This window comes from Piscicoccus intestinalis NBRC 104926, from assembly GCF_001515525.1.
Taxonomy (GTDB): Bacteria; Actinomycetota; Actinomycetes; order Actinomycetales; family Dermatophilaceae; genus Kineosphaera; species Kineosphaera intestinalis.
Genome location: NZ_BCNQ01000107.1, coordinates 1 through 16,187, shown reverse-complemented (window position 1 = coordinate 16,187; position 16,187 = coordinate 1). Strand labels below are relative to the sequence as shown.

Sequence of the window (16,187 nt, the reverse complement as noted above, 5' to 3'; positions counted from 1 at the left end):
GGTCAGAAGTGGACTTTCGCTCAATCTCAAGGTTCACGACTGAAGCCAGGCGATTGCCCATCGACGACTGGACACGGCGTTCAAGGCTCGACGCGCAACACGCGTCGGATTCGCCCACGGCGTCGTTTGGCGCCGCCACCGGGCTGGATCGAGGTCTGCGCGGTTGCAGTGCGAGACGGGCCGCAGCCAGCCACGCTGTCCCTGCCAAGCGTCCTCGGGCTCCCCCCGGTCCGGTGGACCCGCGTCAGCACAGCCCTGACGGGATGAAGTGCCGCCTCTGCCACGTCACCCATCACGGGCCTACGACGCTCCAACTTCTAGCGAACTTCTAGTTCTGAAGAAACTAGAAGTTCGTTGGGTACCATCGAACTTCTAGTAACGCCCAGACTAGAAGTTGGAGGCTGTCGTGCCCCGCCCTGTGCCGCCTCCGGATTTGTCGCTCATCGAGCGAGCCCTGCTGCCCGACCGACGCCAGCGGATCGCCGCGCTCGTCCCGCCGTCCAGCGCCGTGCGCGACTACCTGCCCTGGGACAGGCTGCGCTTCAAGGAGCCTCCGGGGGACCTCACCCACGAAGAGTGGTGGTGGGCGCTCCGAACGAGGCGAGCGGCATCGGCGCGGACGTTGTCGGGTCTCCTCGACACGACGGGTGCCCCCTTCAGCTTCACCCTGCCGGACCGACTCCTCGAAGACTTGGACGCGATCACGGGCGCGGCCAGCGGGCGCATCACCGCCAGTGAGCAGGTGACAAACCCCGCAACGCGCGATCGCTACCTTGTCAGCTCGCTCATGGAAGAGGCGATCCGTTCCTCCCAACTCGAGGGCGCAGCGACCACACGGCGCATTGCCAAGGAGATGATTCGCCAGGGGCGCGGGCCTCGCGATCACAGCGAGCGGATGATCCTCAACAACTACCGGGCGATGCAGCACATCCGGGAGTTGCGCGACGAACCACTTTCGCCGGGGCTCGTCACCGAATTGCACCGCATCGTCACCGACGGCACGCTGCGCAATTCGCAGGCCGCGGGTCAGCTTCAGAGCGATGACTCGAAGCGGGTGCGGGTGTGGTCCCATACGGGCGAGATCCTGCACGAGCCACCGCCGGTTGCGGAACTTCCCGAGCGGCTGGAGCGACTGTGTCGCTTCGCGAACGGCGCGAGCGATGACGGTTACGTGCCACCGGTCTTGCGTGCCGTCATCCTCCACTTCATGATGGGCCACGACCACTATTTCGAGGACGGCAATGGGCGCACCGCGCGGGCCGCGTTCTACTGGTCGATGCTCCGGCAGGGCTATTGGCTCACCGAATTCCTCACCATCTCGACCATTCTTAAAGCCGCGCCGGCCCAGTACGCACGGGCCTACGTCCTCACCGAGCAGGACGGTGGAGATCTGACCCATTTCTGCCTTCATCAGACCGGGGTGCTGCTGCGTGCGATCGACAATCTGCACGCCTACCTCGATCGGAAGGAGCGGGAGCTGAGTTCGGTCCGTCGAGAGCTCGCAACGGCACCAGGGGAGTTCAACCACCGCCAGCTCGCGCTTGTCGAGCACGCCCGGCGCACACCCGGCGCGTTCTACTCCATCGAGTCCCATCGCAACAGTCACGCGATCTCGATCGAGACGGCTCGCCAAGATCTCATGCAGCTGGAGAGCAAGGGCTTGCTGGCCAGGTCGAAGGCCGGGCGCCGGTTCATCTGGTCACCGACCCCTGACCTCGAGCGCAGGGTCACCGACTCCTAATCTGCCGTTCCCTCCCGGGCCCCCAGCTGAGAGGCTGGCGGTCATGCCCCGCAAGAAGAAGCCGGCCTCCGGCCAGGACCTCGCGGCTGCGGTCTTGGCCGCGCACGGCGGCGACGTGCGCGCGATGATGCGCACCCTGACCGCCGGCATCGCAGAGCGAGGCGGCGCGGTGGACGACAGCGGGCCGCGGTTCACTCCGCGGCCTCGCCCGGCGGAGCCGGTGACCTTTCGCGTGCGCGTCGACATCGACAACGCCAAACCGCCGATCTGGCGCCGGCTCGACCTCGCGGGCGACCTGACGCTGGCGCAGGTGCATCGCGCGCTGCAGTCCGCGTTCATGTGGCAGGACATGCACCTGCACGCGTTCACCCCGCAGATCGACGGAGCCCGCGACCGGATCGCCCCCTCGTTCGGCAACGACGGCCTCGACGATCCCGACGCACCCGCGTCCGAAGACGAGGTGCGGCTCGACGAGGTCGTCTCGAGCCGTGGCGACCGCCTCTTCTACGTCTACGACATGGGCGACTCCTGGGAGCACACGCTGACGGTCGAGGACGTCCGCCCGCGCGGAGACGGGCCGGCCGCCTCGTGCATCGGCGGCCGGCGCGCCACCCCAATGGAAGACAGCGGCGGCATCTGGCACTACAACGAGGTCGTCGCCACCCTCGGAGGCAAGGAGACGACGCTCGACGAGGAGGATCTCGCCGAGGCACGCGAGTGGCTCGGCGGCGATTTCGATCCCGACGACCCCGATCTCGACGGGCTGGACGATCTCGATTCCGTGGTCTTTCGCACGAGCACCGCAGCGTCGAGCCTCTACCCGCACATCGAGATCGTTTTCGACGAGGACGACGACATTCTGCCCCCGGACCTGCGGCACGCCGACCCCGAGACGGACTCCTTGCTCGTCGACAATCCCCGTCTCGCACCGGCGTTCGCACACCTCGTCGACGTCGCCGAGGAGACGGAAGTCCTCCCGATCCTCGATGACCTCGCGGCCGCGGCGCAGCTCGACATCGTCGGCTGGCCCCCGGGCGCACCCCGCGCCGATCTGTTCGCCGGCCTGAGCCGCGAGGAGGCGGAGGCGGTGACCCGCCCGTGGAGCACCCTCGTCCAGGCACTCGGTGCCGGCCTGCCGGTGCCCGGCGCCGCCTCGCCCGCGCCGGAGCCCGACGCCTTGTTCGCCCTCGACGAGCCGGCCGCGGCGGGGCAGTGGCCCGCCGACCGCCTCCGCGCCGCCGTCGCCCTCGGGCTCGCCCGCAAGCAGAGCAGTCGCCTCTACGCCACCCGAGCCGGTCGCGATACCGCCGTCGCGCCGGTTCGGTTGTGGCGCTTCATCGCCGACGGCCTGACCACCCGCCGGACGCGCGACGACACCGCCATCGCCGCGCTCGCGCTACTCCTCGTCGCCGGCGATCAGCCCGCCCACGAAGCGTTCACCGGCCTCGCGCCGCGGCTCCTCCCGCGGCTCGGGCTGTACCGGCTCAGCACCGGCTTCTCCCTGGAGACCGCCCTGGCCAGCACCGAGACGGTCTGGACCGTCGTCGAGGCGTGCGACGGCTTCGACGCCGACGGCCGCGCCACGCCCGCCGCGCGCCGACTCGCCCGCGCCGCCCTGCTGACGTCCTGACCACCCGGGGCTCGACCCGGCACCCCACGCCGCCCGCAACTCCGCGAGCGCGTAGGCCCAGGGCACCCGCTCCTGCTCTAGGCGCACATCGCCCTCGTCGCGCAGCGCGGCCAGCGCCGCCGTCTCCGTGTACGTCAGCTCCGGCAGCTCTCCCCGCGCCGGAACCGACTCGGCAACCCACAGATCTCTGTGCGCATAGAGCGTCCGAGAGTCCATGAGCACGGAGACGGCGTCGGGCAGTCCGGCGCGCAGGTGACCGAGGATCGCGAAGCCGTTGGAGTCGAGGTCGCCCCAGTACAGCACCCGCGCCGAGCGCACCCACGGCAGCGCCGCAACCACGCTCACCGCGTAGCCGGAGCCGTGGATCGCCACCGCCCCCGGCCACCGCGGCATCGCGAGCACCGTCTCCCGGTTCTCCATGATGAAGACGCCCTGCGGACGCAGCGGCAGGTCTGCGAGCTGGGCTGCCGGCGCGGCGATGTCCGTGGGCCCGCCCACCGCGAGGGCGTCGTCGAGAATGCGTAGCCGCACGAGCGGATCCGCCTCCACCAGGCCCAGATCCGCGGAGCCGGTGACCGCGGTCACGAGGTCGGCGACGCGCTGCCGGTGCCGGCCGAGCCACTTGGAGTCCACGCCGCGCACGGGCACCTGACGCGGGCGGTAGCCGGTGACGGGGTGATCGATGATCCACGCCGCGACGTCGACGACCTGCGCGAAACGGCCCTCCTCGAGGGCCAGGAGGTCGCGGGCCCGACGACGGACGACGGAACTCACGGCCTCCGACGCGCCGAAGCGGGTGGCGATTCGCTCCGCGCGCTCCCGCAACCGGCTCCAGTCGGCCTGCGCCGCACCGCCGGCGAACGACGCGGTCGCGTCGGCGTCGGCCAATCGCACGCGCACCGGCACCCGCTGGCGGCCGATGCTGCGCCAGGCCCGCACCTCCCAGTCGACCTCGACCCCGTCGGCCGGCTGCAGCGCCGCCCACTCCCGAGCCCACGTCTCGGCCGCCGCTTCGTCGGCCAGCATCTGCCGTTCCGAGGGCGGCCTGAGCGCGATCGACACAGCCGGCGAAGGCTCGCCCGCAGTGACCAACCCCGCCCACTCGCCGAGCCGCGCCTCCAGCTTCTTGCGGGCCACCGCCCGCGCCTCACCGACCGTGATCACTGGCTACTGCCGGCGGTTTCGGACGCGACATAGTGTGAGGCGCGACGCTCACCGACGAGAACCAAGTCACCCTCATCGACCAGCTGACGCAGCAGGCTGCGCGCCTGGGACACCTCCACCGCACACAGTTCCATGACTTGCCTGCGAGTGATGCGCCCATAGGCGGTCACGTACTGCAAGATCATGTGCTTCTGCTGCACCGGATCCGCCGCCCGGACGCGGACATAGGCGCTGTGGTCCTCCGCGGCGGCATAAAAAGCCGCCCCCACCATGTAGGCACGCGTCCGGCCGGCGCCGACCTGCTCCGCCAAACCTCGCTCCACAAGTCGCGTCGCGGCAGCAGTCACGGTCGGCAACGCGACGCCGAGGGCGTCTGCAAGCTCGGAGGCCCTCAGACGCCCACCCTGACGCAACGCGTGCAGGATGCGGATCTGCAGCAGTGGAAGGCTTCGAGCAGCCCCGTCCTCGTAAGCCACGACGAACCGCACCATCTGCAGATCCGCGTCCGCGGTCGGTATGTCGACAATCACCGACGCCGAGTCGCTGCGCGCATAGACGGGTGCCTCGCGCCCAGCGAGCAGCTGCGCCCGGAACATGCGGCTGATCCCTCTACCGGCCCTATCCACCAGGCCGGCCCGACGAAACGCATCAGCCAGGATGGGGCTTCGCGGGATCGACGTGTCCAGCAGGTTCTGCACGGTCACGCCCCGAGGAAACCCACCGGGACTAGCGACCGTCACCGCGTCGGAGGTGAGTGTCACCCGGATAGCTCCCATCTCGGTGTAGTCGCGGTGCACGAGGGCGTTAGCAACCGCCTCCCGGGCTACGTCCGGCGACACTCTCGGCAGACTCACCCGCAGGAAACCGACCATCAGTTCCTGCTCATCATTCGCGGCGGCGATGTGGCGTTCGAACCAGTCGAAAGATGCGAACAACGGGCCGCTGAAAAATTCGTTGCGACGTAGGGCATCGTCATCCCCTCGGACGTGGAACTGCGCCTGGGCAGTCGGGACGACGAGCTGAAGCGCGTCGGGCCGTCCGAAGAGGAGGACCGCACCGATCGTGGGCCGGGGATGCATGGAGCCGGTGTCCAGCACGCGCAACGCGCGACAGATCTCCACATCATCCAGTTCTGAGAGGACACGGTCACCGTGGTCGCGAGCACACATCGAACGAAAGCGGTCGAACTCGGCCGAATCGAGGTCAGTCATGTCGAGTCGTCCGGCGGGGAGTGCCGCGTAGTCCTGCCGTGCCGCGAAAAGCCCGGCCGAGAGCATCTCTTCAGGCAGGTAGGGCACGCACTCAGGCCTGCCGTCCGAACGCAGCGCTCGACGCTTATAGGTGCCGGCTGAGGTTCCCACCACTCGATCCATGTCTGGAACCGTGATCACCACGACGGTCTTGCCGTCGATCTCGCGTGACTCGACATCGACCGGGACATTCGGGCGAGTGCGGTTGAGGATGAGCGCCGCCAACTGCGCATGCGGTGCCGGCAGTGGCCCGAAGCCGCTGACTGTTCCGTCGTCTTCCACGCCGAGGACGAGTCGACCACCCCGACCATTGGCCAGGCACACGACGGTCTCGATGAGTTCGCTCTCCGGCAGGTCTGCCTTGGAACGGTGGCGCTTGAACTCCAGTGTCATCGACTCGCCGGAGCTGAGGTCCAGATCGGCATCCACAACCATACTTAACCATAGTTATGGTCCAGTGAGGCCAGTCGCAGAATCTGAGCCATAGTTATGGTCACGTTTAGGTCTCCAGGTCACTTGCGGTCCAAGAGATGTTCGCGATCTGCGAGCGTCGACGCGTCGGATTCTCCACCGATGTCGCCCCGCCCACGTACGGCTCGATCGTCTGCAGAAGCTTCTGTGGGGTGGCGAGCACGAGATGAAAGCCGAACTCGGCGAAGATGTCTAGCGCCATCCGCGTGTAGCGGGTGTCGGCCTTGTCGAAGGCCTCGTCGAGCACGATCGTGCCGTAGCGCGGGTAGGCCTCGTCGGGGTCGGCAAGCTGGTAACGCAGCGCTGCGGCCAGGCAGAACACGACAAGCTTCTGCTGCTGGCCGCCCGACATCGCCGCGCCGGAGTCGTAGGTGGCGCGAGCCTGGCCGTGCTCGTCGACCTCGTCGGCCAGGAACGTCACGTGCAGCCGCGTGTCGAGGCACTGCGTGCGCCACACCCGGTCGGCGTGCTCGCTGGAGGCCAGCCGCCCCATGAGGTCGGCCAGCGTTGCGAACCGGCGCTCGGCCGTCGCCAGATCCTGCTCGCCCCAACTGCCCTCGGCGACCGAGCGCAGGTCGGCGATGAAGGCCGTGACGGTCTCGCTGCGGCGGGTCTTGACCCGCAGCCGCAGCCACCGGTCGTCATCGAACGGCGAACGCCGCAGCGAGGCGTTGACCGGCCCGACCCGGTCCTCGATCTCGCGCGGCGCGGCGAGGATGTCGCTGACCAGCTCGCCGATCATGTCGCGAGAGCGCTCCCGCAGGAGCCGCAGGAACGTCGCCTCGTGCTCGGGCAGGCCGTGCGCGACGATCCCGTCGAGGATCTCCAGGTAGCCGCCACGGTCCGCCACCCCCGGCACGAGGTCGGCCGCCACCGCGGGCCAGCGCTCAGAGAAGCGAGTGGACAGCGACGTCACCACCCCGGAGGCGGTCCGCGAACTCTCCAGAGCAGCATCGCGTTCCCGCTGCAGCTGGCGCAGGACGTCGTGGCCCACGTCGGCGATGTTCGTGCGCGTGATGCGGCGTTGCACCCGTCGGAACCGCACGTCGAGCGCCGCCCACGTCGCCTCGTCGACCGGCGCAACCTCCCCCGCGGCGATGCGCGTGTCGGTCTCGTCGGCCGCGTCCACCAGGTCGTCTCGACCCTGCCGCGCCTGCCGCAGCGCGAGCCGGATCTCGTCGCGGGCCTCCCGCACAGCGTCGCGTTCAGCCCGCGCCGCCCGCTCGTCGCGCAGCGCCGACTGCAGATCTCCCGCGTCGCTCGTCAGCGCCTCCAGCGCCCGGTGCAGTCTGTCCACCTCCGCGCTGGCCGCATCGCGATCGACGTCCACCCAGACATGGGCGCGGATAGCCTCGACCGCCGCGTGGCGCTGATAGGCCGCGCGCTGCGCGCTTTCGGCCGACTCCACCTGCACCCGCGCCGACTCCAGCTCGGCTCGCACCTGCCCCAGCCGCTGCACGAGCGCCTCGAGTTTGCCCTCGCGGTCGCCGAGCACCCAGTGGGCGCGGTCGTCGATGCGTAGCCGGTCGTCCTTCTCATAGCGTGTCCGCGACCGGATCTGGCCGCGGATCGTCACCGCCCGCGGGTACGCGGCCAGCTCGTCGGGGTGATCGACGCACGCGAGGTCGAAGCGCTCGGAGAGCCGACCGGCGAGCCAGTCACCGGATGGCCCCGGCGCCACGCGCACGCGGTGCACGAGCGAGCGATCGGTGGAGGCGGGCCGCGGCGGCGGCGCGTCCCGGCTCACCTCCTCGAAGACGAACCGCATCGCCAGGTGCTCGGTGTCGACCCACCGTCGCACCGCGCCCAGGTGCTGGCTGGGCACGAGCATCGTCAGCGCGAACGGGCGCAGCACCCGCTCGATCGCGCCGGCCCACTGCGCGAATTCGTCTTTGACGCCGATGAGTTCGGCCGCGAACGGCAACGCCGACGGCGGCACTCCCACCGCGTCGGCGACGCGCCGCCGCACGTGCAGGAGTCGCTCGGGCACCGTCGTGCCGCTCGTGCGCAGGGAGCGGATCTCGGCCTCCAGGCCCTCGACCTCCCGTCGGGCAGTGACGTAGCGCTCCTGCTGCGCGTGCGTCGGCCCGGCCGCGACCAGCTCCGGTGCCGCGTCGAGTTGCGCGAGCAGCTCGGTGAATTCGGCGCCGGTCGCGGGCGCGTGCTCGATCCCCGCCGAGCGCAGCTGCTGCTGCAGCGCGCCCCACCGGCGCTGCGTCGCGGCGAGCGCCTCGCGGGCCGAGCCGATGCGCTGTTGCAGGTGCTCGGCCTCCGTGCCGCCGAGATCGCGGGTGCGCCGCTGCGCCCGTTCCCAGTCCTCCTCCGCCGCCGTCGCGGCGCCCTCGGCCCGTTCCGCGTCGAGGGACAGGCCGCCGATTCGTTCTGTCGTCGCGGCGATTTCGGCGCGGGTCAGATCGAGCCCGCGTCGCACGCGATAGGGGCCGACGGCCTCGGCCAACGCCCCCGCCGCCGACGCGGACTCCAGCGCGCGGTCGTACTCCTGCGAGGCCGTGCGCAGCTCCAGGAGTAGGTCGCGCTGCATCCGCAGTTGCACGACGCGGTCGTGGGCGTCGCGCAGTTCGCCGAACTGCGTGACGGCCGTATCCGCGAGGTCGAAGGTGGTGGGGCGCTCGAGCATGTAGTCGCGAAACAGCTGGTCGAGGCTGTCGAGGCTCTTGGCCGACTGGGTCTTGTGCAGCAGCTGCAGCGCGCCCTCGTGGGCGATGCCGAACAGGCTGCGCAGCCGGGCGTAGAACCGGGCGTGCGCCCCGCCGGACGTGACGACCGCGTCACCGAACGCCGCCTTGACCTTGCGGGTCTCCAGGCCGGTGCGCGCGAACCGCTCCAGGTCACGCAGGTCGAGCGCCGAACGCTCCAGCAGGCACAGGTCGCTGACGTCGCCCGATGCGACACTTGTGCCTTTGATGAAGAACAAGCGGCACAGGCTGACCGGGCGATCCACGCCGTTCTCGTAGCGGAGCACGATGCCGCTCCACGTCGCGCGGGGGCGCAGGAACGCGGAGACGACCCGATCCTCCAGGTCGTCGGTCGTGCGCGACCAGGCGCCGCGCACGTAGCTGACGATCGTGCGGCGGTCGGTGCGCGTGCCGGCACCCTGCGCGGCCTCGTTGAACCGCAGCCACTTGTCAGGGGTGAGCACCGCCGCGATGGCGTCGAGCAGCGAGGACTTGCCGGAGCCCGACGGGCCGGTCAGCAGGTGGCCGGAGCGCGCGATCGGGATGCGGTAGATCGCGCCGTCGAACGTGCCCCAGTTCGCCACCTGGATCTCGGCCAGGCGCCACTGGCCGTCGTGCGCGTCACCGAGCGGCAGGGCGGCCTGGCTCACGCGTCATCACCGCCCTCGATCGGCTCGTCCGGCTCGGGCTCCGCGGCCGGCCCGGCTCCCGCCTCCCCGGCGATCTGGGCGTAGACCTGCGTCAAGGCCCGCACACGGTCCTCGTCGATGAGGAACTTCACGACCGGCGAGATCTCGACCCGGTCCTCCCCCACGTCGTGCAGTACCCGGAAACGGTTCTTCATGCGGGTCCACGCCGCGTTGAGGTTGCGCCGGTACGTGCTCTCGTCGCCGTCGCGGTAGACCGCGAGACGCTCGAACACCTCCTCCTGGTCGACGATGACCCGGCTGTCGGTGGCGGCGGCGAGCAGGAGTTGGCGCAGGACGAGCAGCATGACGGTGTCGGCGAACGTCAGGCGCTCGCTGCGCAGCGCCTGCGGCACGTCGACCTCGCCCGTGCGCACCTTACGGGTGAAAGCGAATTCGTCGACGTGGTCGATGACCAGGTCGAGGAACAACTCGTGCAGACGCGAACGGATCGTCGCCTCGTCGGCGACGAGCGCCGACCACAACTGCGGCTGGGCCCGCCCCGACAGGTACGGCCCCTGCAGCAGCCGCAGCAACGCGCGGCGGCTCTGGTCGTGCAGGCGGCCGGTGTCTCCGGTCCACAGCCGCGGGGTGGCATCGGGCGTGTCGTCACTCATGCGTCGACCGGCTCCGTGAACACGTGCACATCGACGCGGGCCCAGCGGTCGATGCCGTCGGCGCCGCACCAATCGAGGCGCTCGCTCTCCTCGTCGCTCACCCGTCCGTGCCGCGTGGCCAGCGACAACAGGCCGACGACGCTGGCCACGCCCTGGCTCGCGGGATGTGCGGCGAGCACCTGCCCGACCGTGGCGCTCGGGGCACCGGTCAGCACCTCGTTGACGTTGCGCACGAGCTCGGGGTAGTCGATCTCGGTCTCCCGTGCGAGGGCGGCGAGCACCGCCAGGTCGACCGTGCCGGGGGTGTCGTCGAGCAGGGCCACACCGGTGTCGAAGTCGGACGGGTCGTACGGGCTCAGTTCCCCGACGCTGCGCGACCGCAAGGCCGGCAGCTCGAGTTCGGCGCCGAGTTCGGCGTAGGGGCGGCGCTGCCGGCTCGCGGGAACGGCGCCGGCGAGAGCGTCCTGCAGCGCGGTGCGCAGGGCGCGGTCGCGCGCGAACTCCTGGGAATACACGTAGCGACGCAGGCCGCGGGCGAACTCGGTGAGCACGCCGTGCACCTGGCGGCTGCCGTTCTTCAACTCCCGCACCAGGGTGCGCAGCGCGCGGCGTGAGTCCGCCGACAGCCCGCGGGCGAAGTCGCGATCGAGGATGTCGGCGACATCGGCATCGAACGCGGCCGATCGCTCCGGGTCCCGGATCAGGGCCGAGAAGGCCGTGAAGGTTGCTCCCTCGTCGGAGGATTCGATGACGTCGACCCCGGCGAAGACGTCGTCGAGCACCGCCCCCTGAGCGCCCTGCGCATCGAGGATGCTCGCGCGCAACTCCTGGTTGAGAGTCTCGAATCGCGCACGCACCCGGGCGAAGTCGCCGGGCAGGTCCTGAGCCTGCAGCAGCACCTCGGTGACGCGCTCGAGGGCTCGCCGGTCGTCCAGCACGTCCACGTCGCCGCACCGCAACCGATCCATCTCGGAGTCGATCCGGTCTCGTTCCGCCTGTAAGGCACCCAGCCGCCGTCCCACATCGGAGTCGGTGTCGACGGCGAGCCGGTGCACGGCGGTCATGAGCCCGACGAGCCGGGACTCGGTCACCGTGCTGCGGGGACGGTCCAGCTGGTCGAGCACCCGGATCGCCTCGATCGCCTCGGGCGACAGCTCGTAGGTCTCTCCGCGGGCGTCGGCGGACGGGCGCCGCACGAGGATGCCCGCCGCGCGCCAGTCGTCGCAGTAGGCCTTGGCCGACTTGGCTCCCAGATCGAAGTGATCGCGTAGCTCGTCGAGGTCGGCGTCGATGAGTTCGTGCGCCTCCGCCGCCGGCATGCGGGCTCCTGGCGCGCTCAGATGGGTTGAGAGCACGGCGGCCGTCACCGCGAGCAGATCGGAACGCAGCAGCCGAAGACTCGCGCTCTCCTGCACCAACCTGCGGTAAGCCAGGGCGGCAGCGAGCGCGGACATGGACCCATGGTGCCTGCCGCCGGCGAGGACCGGACCACGGGCTCGCCGCGAGACACCGACCGCTACCGTCGCTGTCATTCGACGGGCGCCCCCGACCGGCGCCTGCGACGATCGAGTGGCAGCCTCGCCGGCCGTGCCATCGAAGGAGCCACATGGGCATCGAGACCAGCACCGTTCTGTCGGAGCCCCGTGAGCGGGTGTTCGCCTGGCACGCCAGACCCGGTGCGCTGCAACGGATGCTGCCGCCGTGGGTGCCGATGTCGGTGGCGCAGGAGTCCGGCTCCCTGGCCGACGGGACGGCCGTCGTCGAGTTGCCCGGCGGCGTGAAGTGGACCGCCCACCACCGGCTCGGCGACTACCAGGAGGGCCATCGGTTCGTCGACGAGAGCGAGCTGCCGCTGACCCGCTCGCGCGTGCCGTGGCGCCACGAGCACCTCTTCGAGGACGTCCCCGGTGGCACCCGCGTCATCGACCGGATCACGACCCCTGTGCCGTCGTTCACCGTGCGGCCCGCCCTCGCCTACCGGTATCGCCAGCTCTCGGGCGACTTCGCCATTGCCGCCGAGCTGCGCGAGCTGGCTCCCGACCCGTTGACGGTCGGCATGACCGGCTCCTCGGGGCTGCTCGGCTCGGCGCTCTCGGCGTTCCTGACGACGGCCGGCCACCGGGTCGTCCGGCTCGTCCGTTCCGGAGGCGGTGCGCACACAAGAGTGTGGGATCCGGCCGACCCCGCGGAGGATCTCGCCGAGGGACTCGACGCGATCGTGCACCTGGCGGGCGCGCCCATCGCGGGGCGCTTCACCGACAAGCATCGGCGCGCCGTGCACGACTCCCGGGTCGGGCCGACCGCGCGGCTGGCGCGGGTGGCCGGCGACGTCCCGTTCATCAGCGCCTCGGCCATCGGCCTCTACGGCGCCGACCGGGGCGATGAGACCCTCGACGAAAACGCCTCCCGCGGAGACGGTTTCCTCGCCGACGTCGTCGACGGCTGGGAGGCCGACGCGGCCCAGGCCGCCGGGAGGCACGTGTGCGTGCGCACCGGCATCGTCCAGTCTGCGGCGGGTGGCGCGCTCGGGCTGCAGCGGCCGCTGTTCGCAGCGGGCCTCGGCGGTCCGCTCGCCGGGGGCGACCAGTGGCTCTCCTGGATCGCCCTCGACGACATGGTCGACATCTACTACCGCGCGATCGTCGACGAGCGGCTCTCCGGACCTGTCAACGCCGTCGCCCCGCACCCGGTGCGGCAGCTCGACTGGGCCACCACCCTCGGCCGGGTGCTGCGTCGGCCCGCCCGGGTGCCCACGCCCGGCTTCGGTCCGCGGCTGCTGCTCGGCGCCGACGGCGCCAAGGAGGTGGCCGAGGCCAGCCAGCGCGTCGTGCCGGCCCGGCTGGCCGACCTCGGGCACCGCTTCCGCTTCCCGCTGCTGGAAGGCGCGCTCCGCCACGAACTCGGCAAGACCACCGACGACACCATCCCGCGCGCGACCGCCTGACGCTTGCTCCCGGCGAAGCGGCCCGGTCACACTGTGGCCATCGAACAGCGGGCCATGGAGGGGGAACGTGCGAGCCACCGCAGCCGATGTCGACGCGATCGCCGGCTCCCTGCCGGGCACTGAGCTGGGGGTCTCGTGGGGTGACAGCCCGACGTGGAAGGTCAACGGCAAGGGGTTCCTCCTCTACCGCGCGCCCCACAGCACGGCGATCGACCCGGCCAGCGGCGAACCGTTCACCGACCTGCTCGTCGTGATGCTGCCCGACATGGAGGCCAAGGAGGCCCTGGTCCAGGCCGACGGGCCGTTCTTCGACATCCCCCACTTCCGCAGCCACCCGGGGGTGCTCGTCCAACTGTCTCGGCTCGGTGAGATCGAACGGGACGAGCTGGTCGAGGTCATCACCGAGGCCTGGGCGCACCGCGCCCCGCGCAGGGTCGTGGCCGAGTACTTCGGAGAGCCGCCCGACCCCTTCGACGGCCTGTCTGCCCCGGCCCGGCGGGCCCTGGGCGGCGCCGGGATCGCCACCGCCGCGCAGGCCGCGGCCATGCCCGACGACGAGTTGCTCGCCCTACACGGTTTCGGTCCCAAAGCACTGCGCACTCTGCGGGAGAACCTGCGGGCGGGCGCCTGAACCCTGCCGCCGCAAACCGGGTCGAAACGGATGCCTCGGACGGGCCCCGGCAGGACCGAAGACGAGAACGGCATACATACTCCTCGAGCGCCGCCGGCGTTCGTGATGAATGACCAGGTCAGAGACTCGACCTGCGAGCCGAGGAGTGTCGACGAGGCGAGTATGTAAGCCAACTTCGTCTCGGTTCACGCAGCGGGGTCCCGCGCGCGGGCCGATGCGGGCGCCGGCCGTAGGCTCGGTCGGGTGGAGCGCACTCTGGCCGTGGCGAACGGAACACGACTGTGCATCGACGAGATCGGTTCTGCCGGTATTCCGCTCATCGTCCACCTCGAGGGACACATGGCGCAGCTGATCTCGACGCCGCGCTCCTACGCCGAGCGGCTCGCCGAATGCGGGTACCGCGTCGTGCGGGGCGACAACCGCGACGTCGGCGGATCGGACCGGTTCCCCGACGCCGCCTACACGCTCACCGACATGGTCGAAGACGTCCACGGACTCATCGCCGAACTCGGCGGCCCGGCGCTCGTGTGCGGCCGGTCGATGGGCGGCGCCATCGCTCAACTGCTCGCCCTGACGCACCCGGAAGACGTGTCCGGGCTCGGCCTGTTCTTCACGTTCGCCAAGGAACGTGATTCGCGCACACCGGGGCCGGTGGCGCAGGCGCCCTTCCACGACGAGGCCTCGTTCCTGGCGTGGGAACGGCAGAGCCTGCCGACGATCGCCGGCTCCGGGTACCCCTACCCGCCGGAGTACGTCACCTGGCTCGCCACGACGATGTGGGGCCGCGGCGTCGACTGGAGCGGCTTCGAGCGGCAACGCCTCGCCATGGGCGCGCAACCACCGTGGGCCGGCAGGCTCGGTGACATCGCGGTGCCCACGGTCATCGTGCACGGCGACGAGGACCCCGTCGTGCCCGTCGAATCCGGCCGCCGCCTCGCCGAACTCATCCCCGGCGCCGACCTGCGCGTCGTCCCGGGCATGGGGCACCAGCAGCCTCCCGAACTCGACGAGTTCTTCGTCGAGGCCACTCTCGCGACCGCGGGGCACTGAGGAGTCACATGGCCCAACGCCATGTCACAAGTTCGCGAGCATTGAACCGGCCCCGCGATGCCCACCAAGAGGCTTAGAAGGCCGAATGCGGCGCCCCCTGCCCCGGGTTGATCTGCGTGGGCCCGCCGGGTCCAGGGCGCACGTCATCGAAGATCGCGGTCCAGGGTTCCAGCCGCGGTGGTGTGTCCGACCCATCATGGTCGGCGGTCCCCGGAGACGCCAAAGGACACCGCGGGCGGGGTTGACCCCAGTGGCGCCGCGGCATACGTCGGCCTCTACGACCGACTCACGCACCCTCGACGCGTCGCCGGGCGCAGTCGGTGACCTCCGCCAGGTCCAGTCCGTACGTGGGCCCCGGCCCACCCGCGTAGGCCGTGAGCCGCCCCACCCCTCGCTCGATGAGCCGCACGGCGCCGGTCGCATTGCCGCGCGCCGCGTGGGTCAAGCCGACGCAGATCTGCGCGAGCCCCTGCCACAGGTCTCGTTCGGAGTCGGGCCCGGCCTTCCAGCGGGCTTCGAGCACCTCGTGCGCCGAGAACGGGCGCCCCTCATCGAGCAGCCGCCGCGCCGTGGCCAGCGTCTCCTGCGGGGGCAGCGGATCCTCCGACACGGGTTCGACGCCCGGGCTGCCGTACGGCAGGGGTCGACCGAGCTCGTCGCGCGGGCGCTGTTGGCGGGGTCGGCCGGTCGGATCGCGGTCACGTGGGCTGTTCACGGCCGGTCCGTCCGGCTGGGCGCGCGTTGGATGGGCATTGATTCATCCTAGGCAGTCGTTCGCGGCAGACTCGGCACCGGCGAATACCTCGGCCACCTCGTCGAGACCGCCGCCCTGAGCGCCGCCTGGCTCGTGCCGCTGATGTTCGTCGTCGCCGGCGCCATGGCGTTCGCGCCCGGCACCTCGTGGGGCTCCTTCGGCATCCTCCTGCCGATCGCCGGGTCGATCATGAACACCCTCGCCGAGCCCGACCTGCTGCTGCCGGCCCTCGGCGCCGTGCTCGCCGGCGCGATGCTCGGCGACCACATCTCCCCGATCTCCGACACGACGATCCTGTCGGCCACCGGCTCCGCGTGCAGCGTCATCACCCACGTCGTCACCCAGCTGCCGTACGCGCTGCTGTCGGCCGTCGGCGCGCTCCTCGGCTACGTCGCGTTCGCGCTGACCGGCTCCACTGGCTCGGTCTCGTCGTCGCGCTCGCCGCGACCACCGCCCTGCTCCTGAGTGCGCGGGCGCTCGCCACGCCCCTGCCGGAGGCGGAGCGGACCGCCGCGTAGCCGTCCGCACGCCGAGACAGGGTGAGTTCGTCGTC

At 70.8% G+C, this 16,187-nt stretch carries 11 protein-coding genes and 1 pseudogene; 6 read left to right on the top strand and 6 right to left on the bottom strand.

What is annotated here, in order from left to right; translation table 11 throughout:
• Window positions 1–433: 433 nt before the first annotated feature.
• Together PINTE_RS15480 and PINTE_RS24915 are read left to right on the top strand one after the other, a co-directional pair.
• A complete protein-coding gene (locus tag PINTE_RS15480) occupies window positions 434–1,741 on the top strand; it encodes a Fic family protein (protein ID WP_157087287.1) in 1,308 nt (435 codons plus the stop codon).
• 43 nt (window positions 1,742–1,784) lie between these two features.
• Window positions 1,785–2,486, top strand: a pseudogene (locus PINTE_RS24915) (plasmid pRiA4b ORF-3 family protein); the annotation flags it as partial.
• A 651-nt stretch (window positions 2,487–3,137) separates the two neighbouring features.
• Here the strand turns inward: PINTE_RS24915 and PINTE_RS22040 are convergent.
• From PINTE_RS22040 to PINTE_RS15455, 5 genes are all read right to left on the bottom strand, one after another.
• Window positions 3,138–4,535 carry a Wadjet anti-phage system protein JetD domain-containing protein gene (locus PINTE_RS22040; protein ID WP_084343659.1) on the bottom strand — a complete coding sequence of 466 codons (1,398 nt, stop codon included), beginning with the start codon at window positions 4,533–4,535 and terminating at the stop codon, window positions 3,138–3,140.
• Window positions 4,532–6,214 (bottom strand): DNA glycosylase AlkZ-like family protein, encoded by a 1,683-nt coding sequence (locus PINTE_RS15470; RefSeq protein ID WP_169798544.1) that lies wholly within the window; start codon window positions 6,212–6,214, stop codon window positions 4,532–4,534. The genes PINTE_RS22040 and PINTE_RS15470 overlap by 4 nt, the downstream gene beginning before the upstream one ends.
• A 70-nt stretch (window positions 6,215–6,284) precedes the next feature.
• On the bottom strand, window positions 6,285–9,602 hold the full coding sequence (locus PINTE_RS15465; RefSeq protein ID WP_068432581.1) for an ATP-binding protein: 3,318 nt from the start codon (window positions 9,600–9,602) through the stop codon (window positions 6,285–6,287).
• Window positions 9,599–10,255, bottom strand: a complete 657-nt coding sequence (locus PINTE_RS15460) for a DUF4194 domain-containing protein (protein ID WP_068432580.1) — start codon at window positions 10,253–10,255, stop codon at window positions 9,599–9,601. The genes PINTE_RS15465 and PINTE_RS15460 overlap by 4 nt, the downstream gene beginning before the upstream one ends.
• A complete protein-coding gene (locus tag PINTE_RS15455) occupies window positions 10,252–11,709 on the bottom strand; it encodes a DUF3375 domain-containing protein (RefSeq protein WP_068432578.1) in 1,458 nt (485 codons plus the stop codon). The genes PINTE_RS15460 and PINTE_RS15455 overlap by 4 nt, the downstream gene beginning before the upstream one ends.
• 152 nt (window positions 11,710–11,861) lie before the next feature.
• On the opposite strand from PINTE_RS15455, the gene PINTE_RS15450 reads away from it, so the two are divergent.
• The 3 genes from PINTE_RS15450 (at window position 11,862) to PINTE_RS15440 (ending at window position 14,880) form a co-directional block, all read left to right on the top strand.
• The gene (locus PINTE_RS15450) at window positions 11,862–13,199 is read left to right on the top strand and encodes a TIGR01777 family oxidoreductase (RefSeq protein ID WP_068432576.1); all 1,338 of its coding nucleotides are present in this window, start codon (window positions 11,862–11,864) and stop codon (window positions 13,197–13,199) included.
• A 67-nt stretch (window positions 13,200–13,266) separates the two neighbouring features.
• Window positions 13,267–13,830, top strand: coding sequence for an MmcQ/YjbR family DNA-binding protein (locus PINTE_RS15445; RefSeq protein WP_157087286.1), 564 nt, complete (start codon window positions 13,267–13,269; stop codon window positions 13,828–13,830).
• Between the two features lie 243 nt (window positions 13,831–14,073).
• Window positions 14,074–14,880: an alpha/beta fold hydrolase gene (locus PINTE_RS15440; protein WP_068432575.1), complete on the top strand. Its 807-nt coding sequence runs from the start codon at window positions 14,074–14,076 to the stop codon at window positions 14,878–14,880.
• 286 nt (window positions 14,881–15,166) lie between these two features.
• On the opposite strand, the gene PINTE_RS15435 is transcribed toward PINTE_RS15440, so the two are convergent.
• Window positions 15,167–15,595: a DUF309 domain-containing protein gene (locus PINTE_RS15435; RefSeq protein WP_068432572.1), complete on the bottom strand. Its 429-nt coding sequence runs from the start codon at window positions 15,593–15,595 to the stop codon at window positions 15,167–15,169.
• A 114-nt stretch (window positions 15,596–15,709) separates the two neighbouring features.
• Between PINTE_RS15435 and PINTE_RS15430 the strand changes: the two genes are divergently transcribed.
• Window positions 15,710–16,099, top strand: coding sequence for a Na+/H+ antiporter NhaC family protein (locus tag PINTE_RS15430; protein ID WP_245642980.1), 390 nt, complete (start codon window positions 15,710–15,712; stop codon window positions 16,097–16,099).
• The last annotated feature ends 88 nt before the right edge of the window (window positions 16,100–16,187 follow it).

What these genes read in the sequence shown, in the direction of transcription:
- PINTE_RS15450 (WP_068432576.1), top strand. Translation starts at nt 11,862, where the DNA reads ATGGGCATCGAGACCAGCACCGTTCTGTCGGAGCCCCGTGAGCGGGTG.
- PINTE_RS15455 (WP_068432578.1), bottom strand. Translation starts at nt 11,709, where the DNA reads ATGTCCGCGCTCGCTGCCGCCCTGGCTTACCGCAGGTTGGTGCAGGAG.
- PINTE_RS15460 (WP_068432580.1), bottom strand. Translation starts at nt 10,255, where the DNA reads ATGAGTGACGACACGCCCGATGCCACCCCGCGGCTGTGGACCGGAGAC.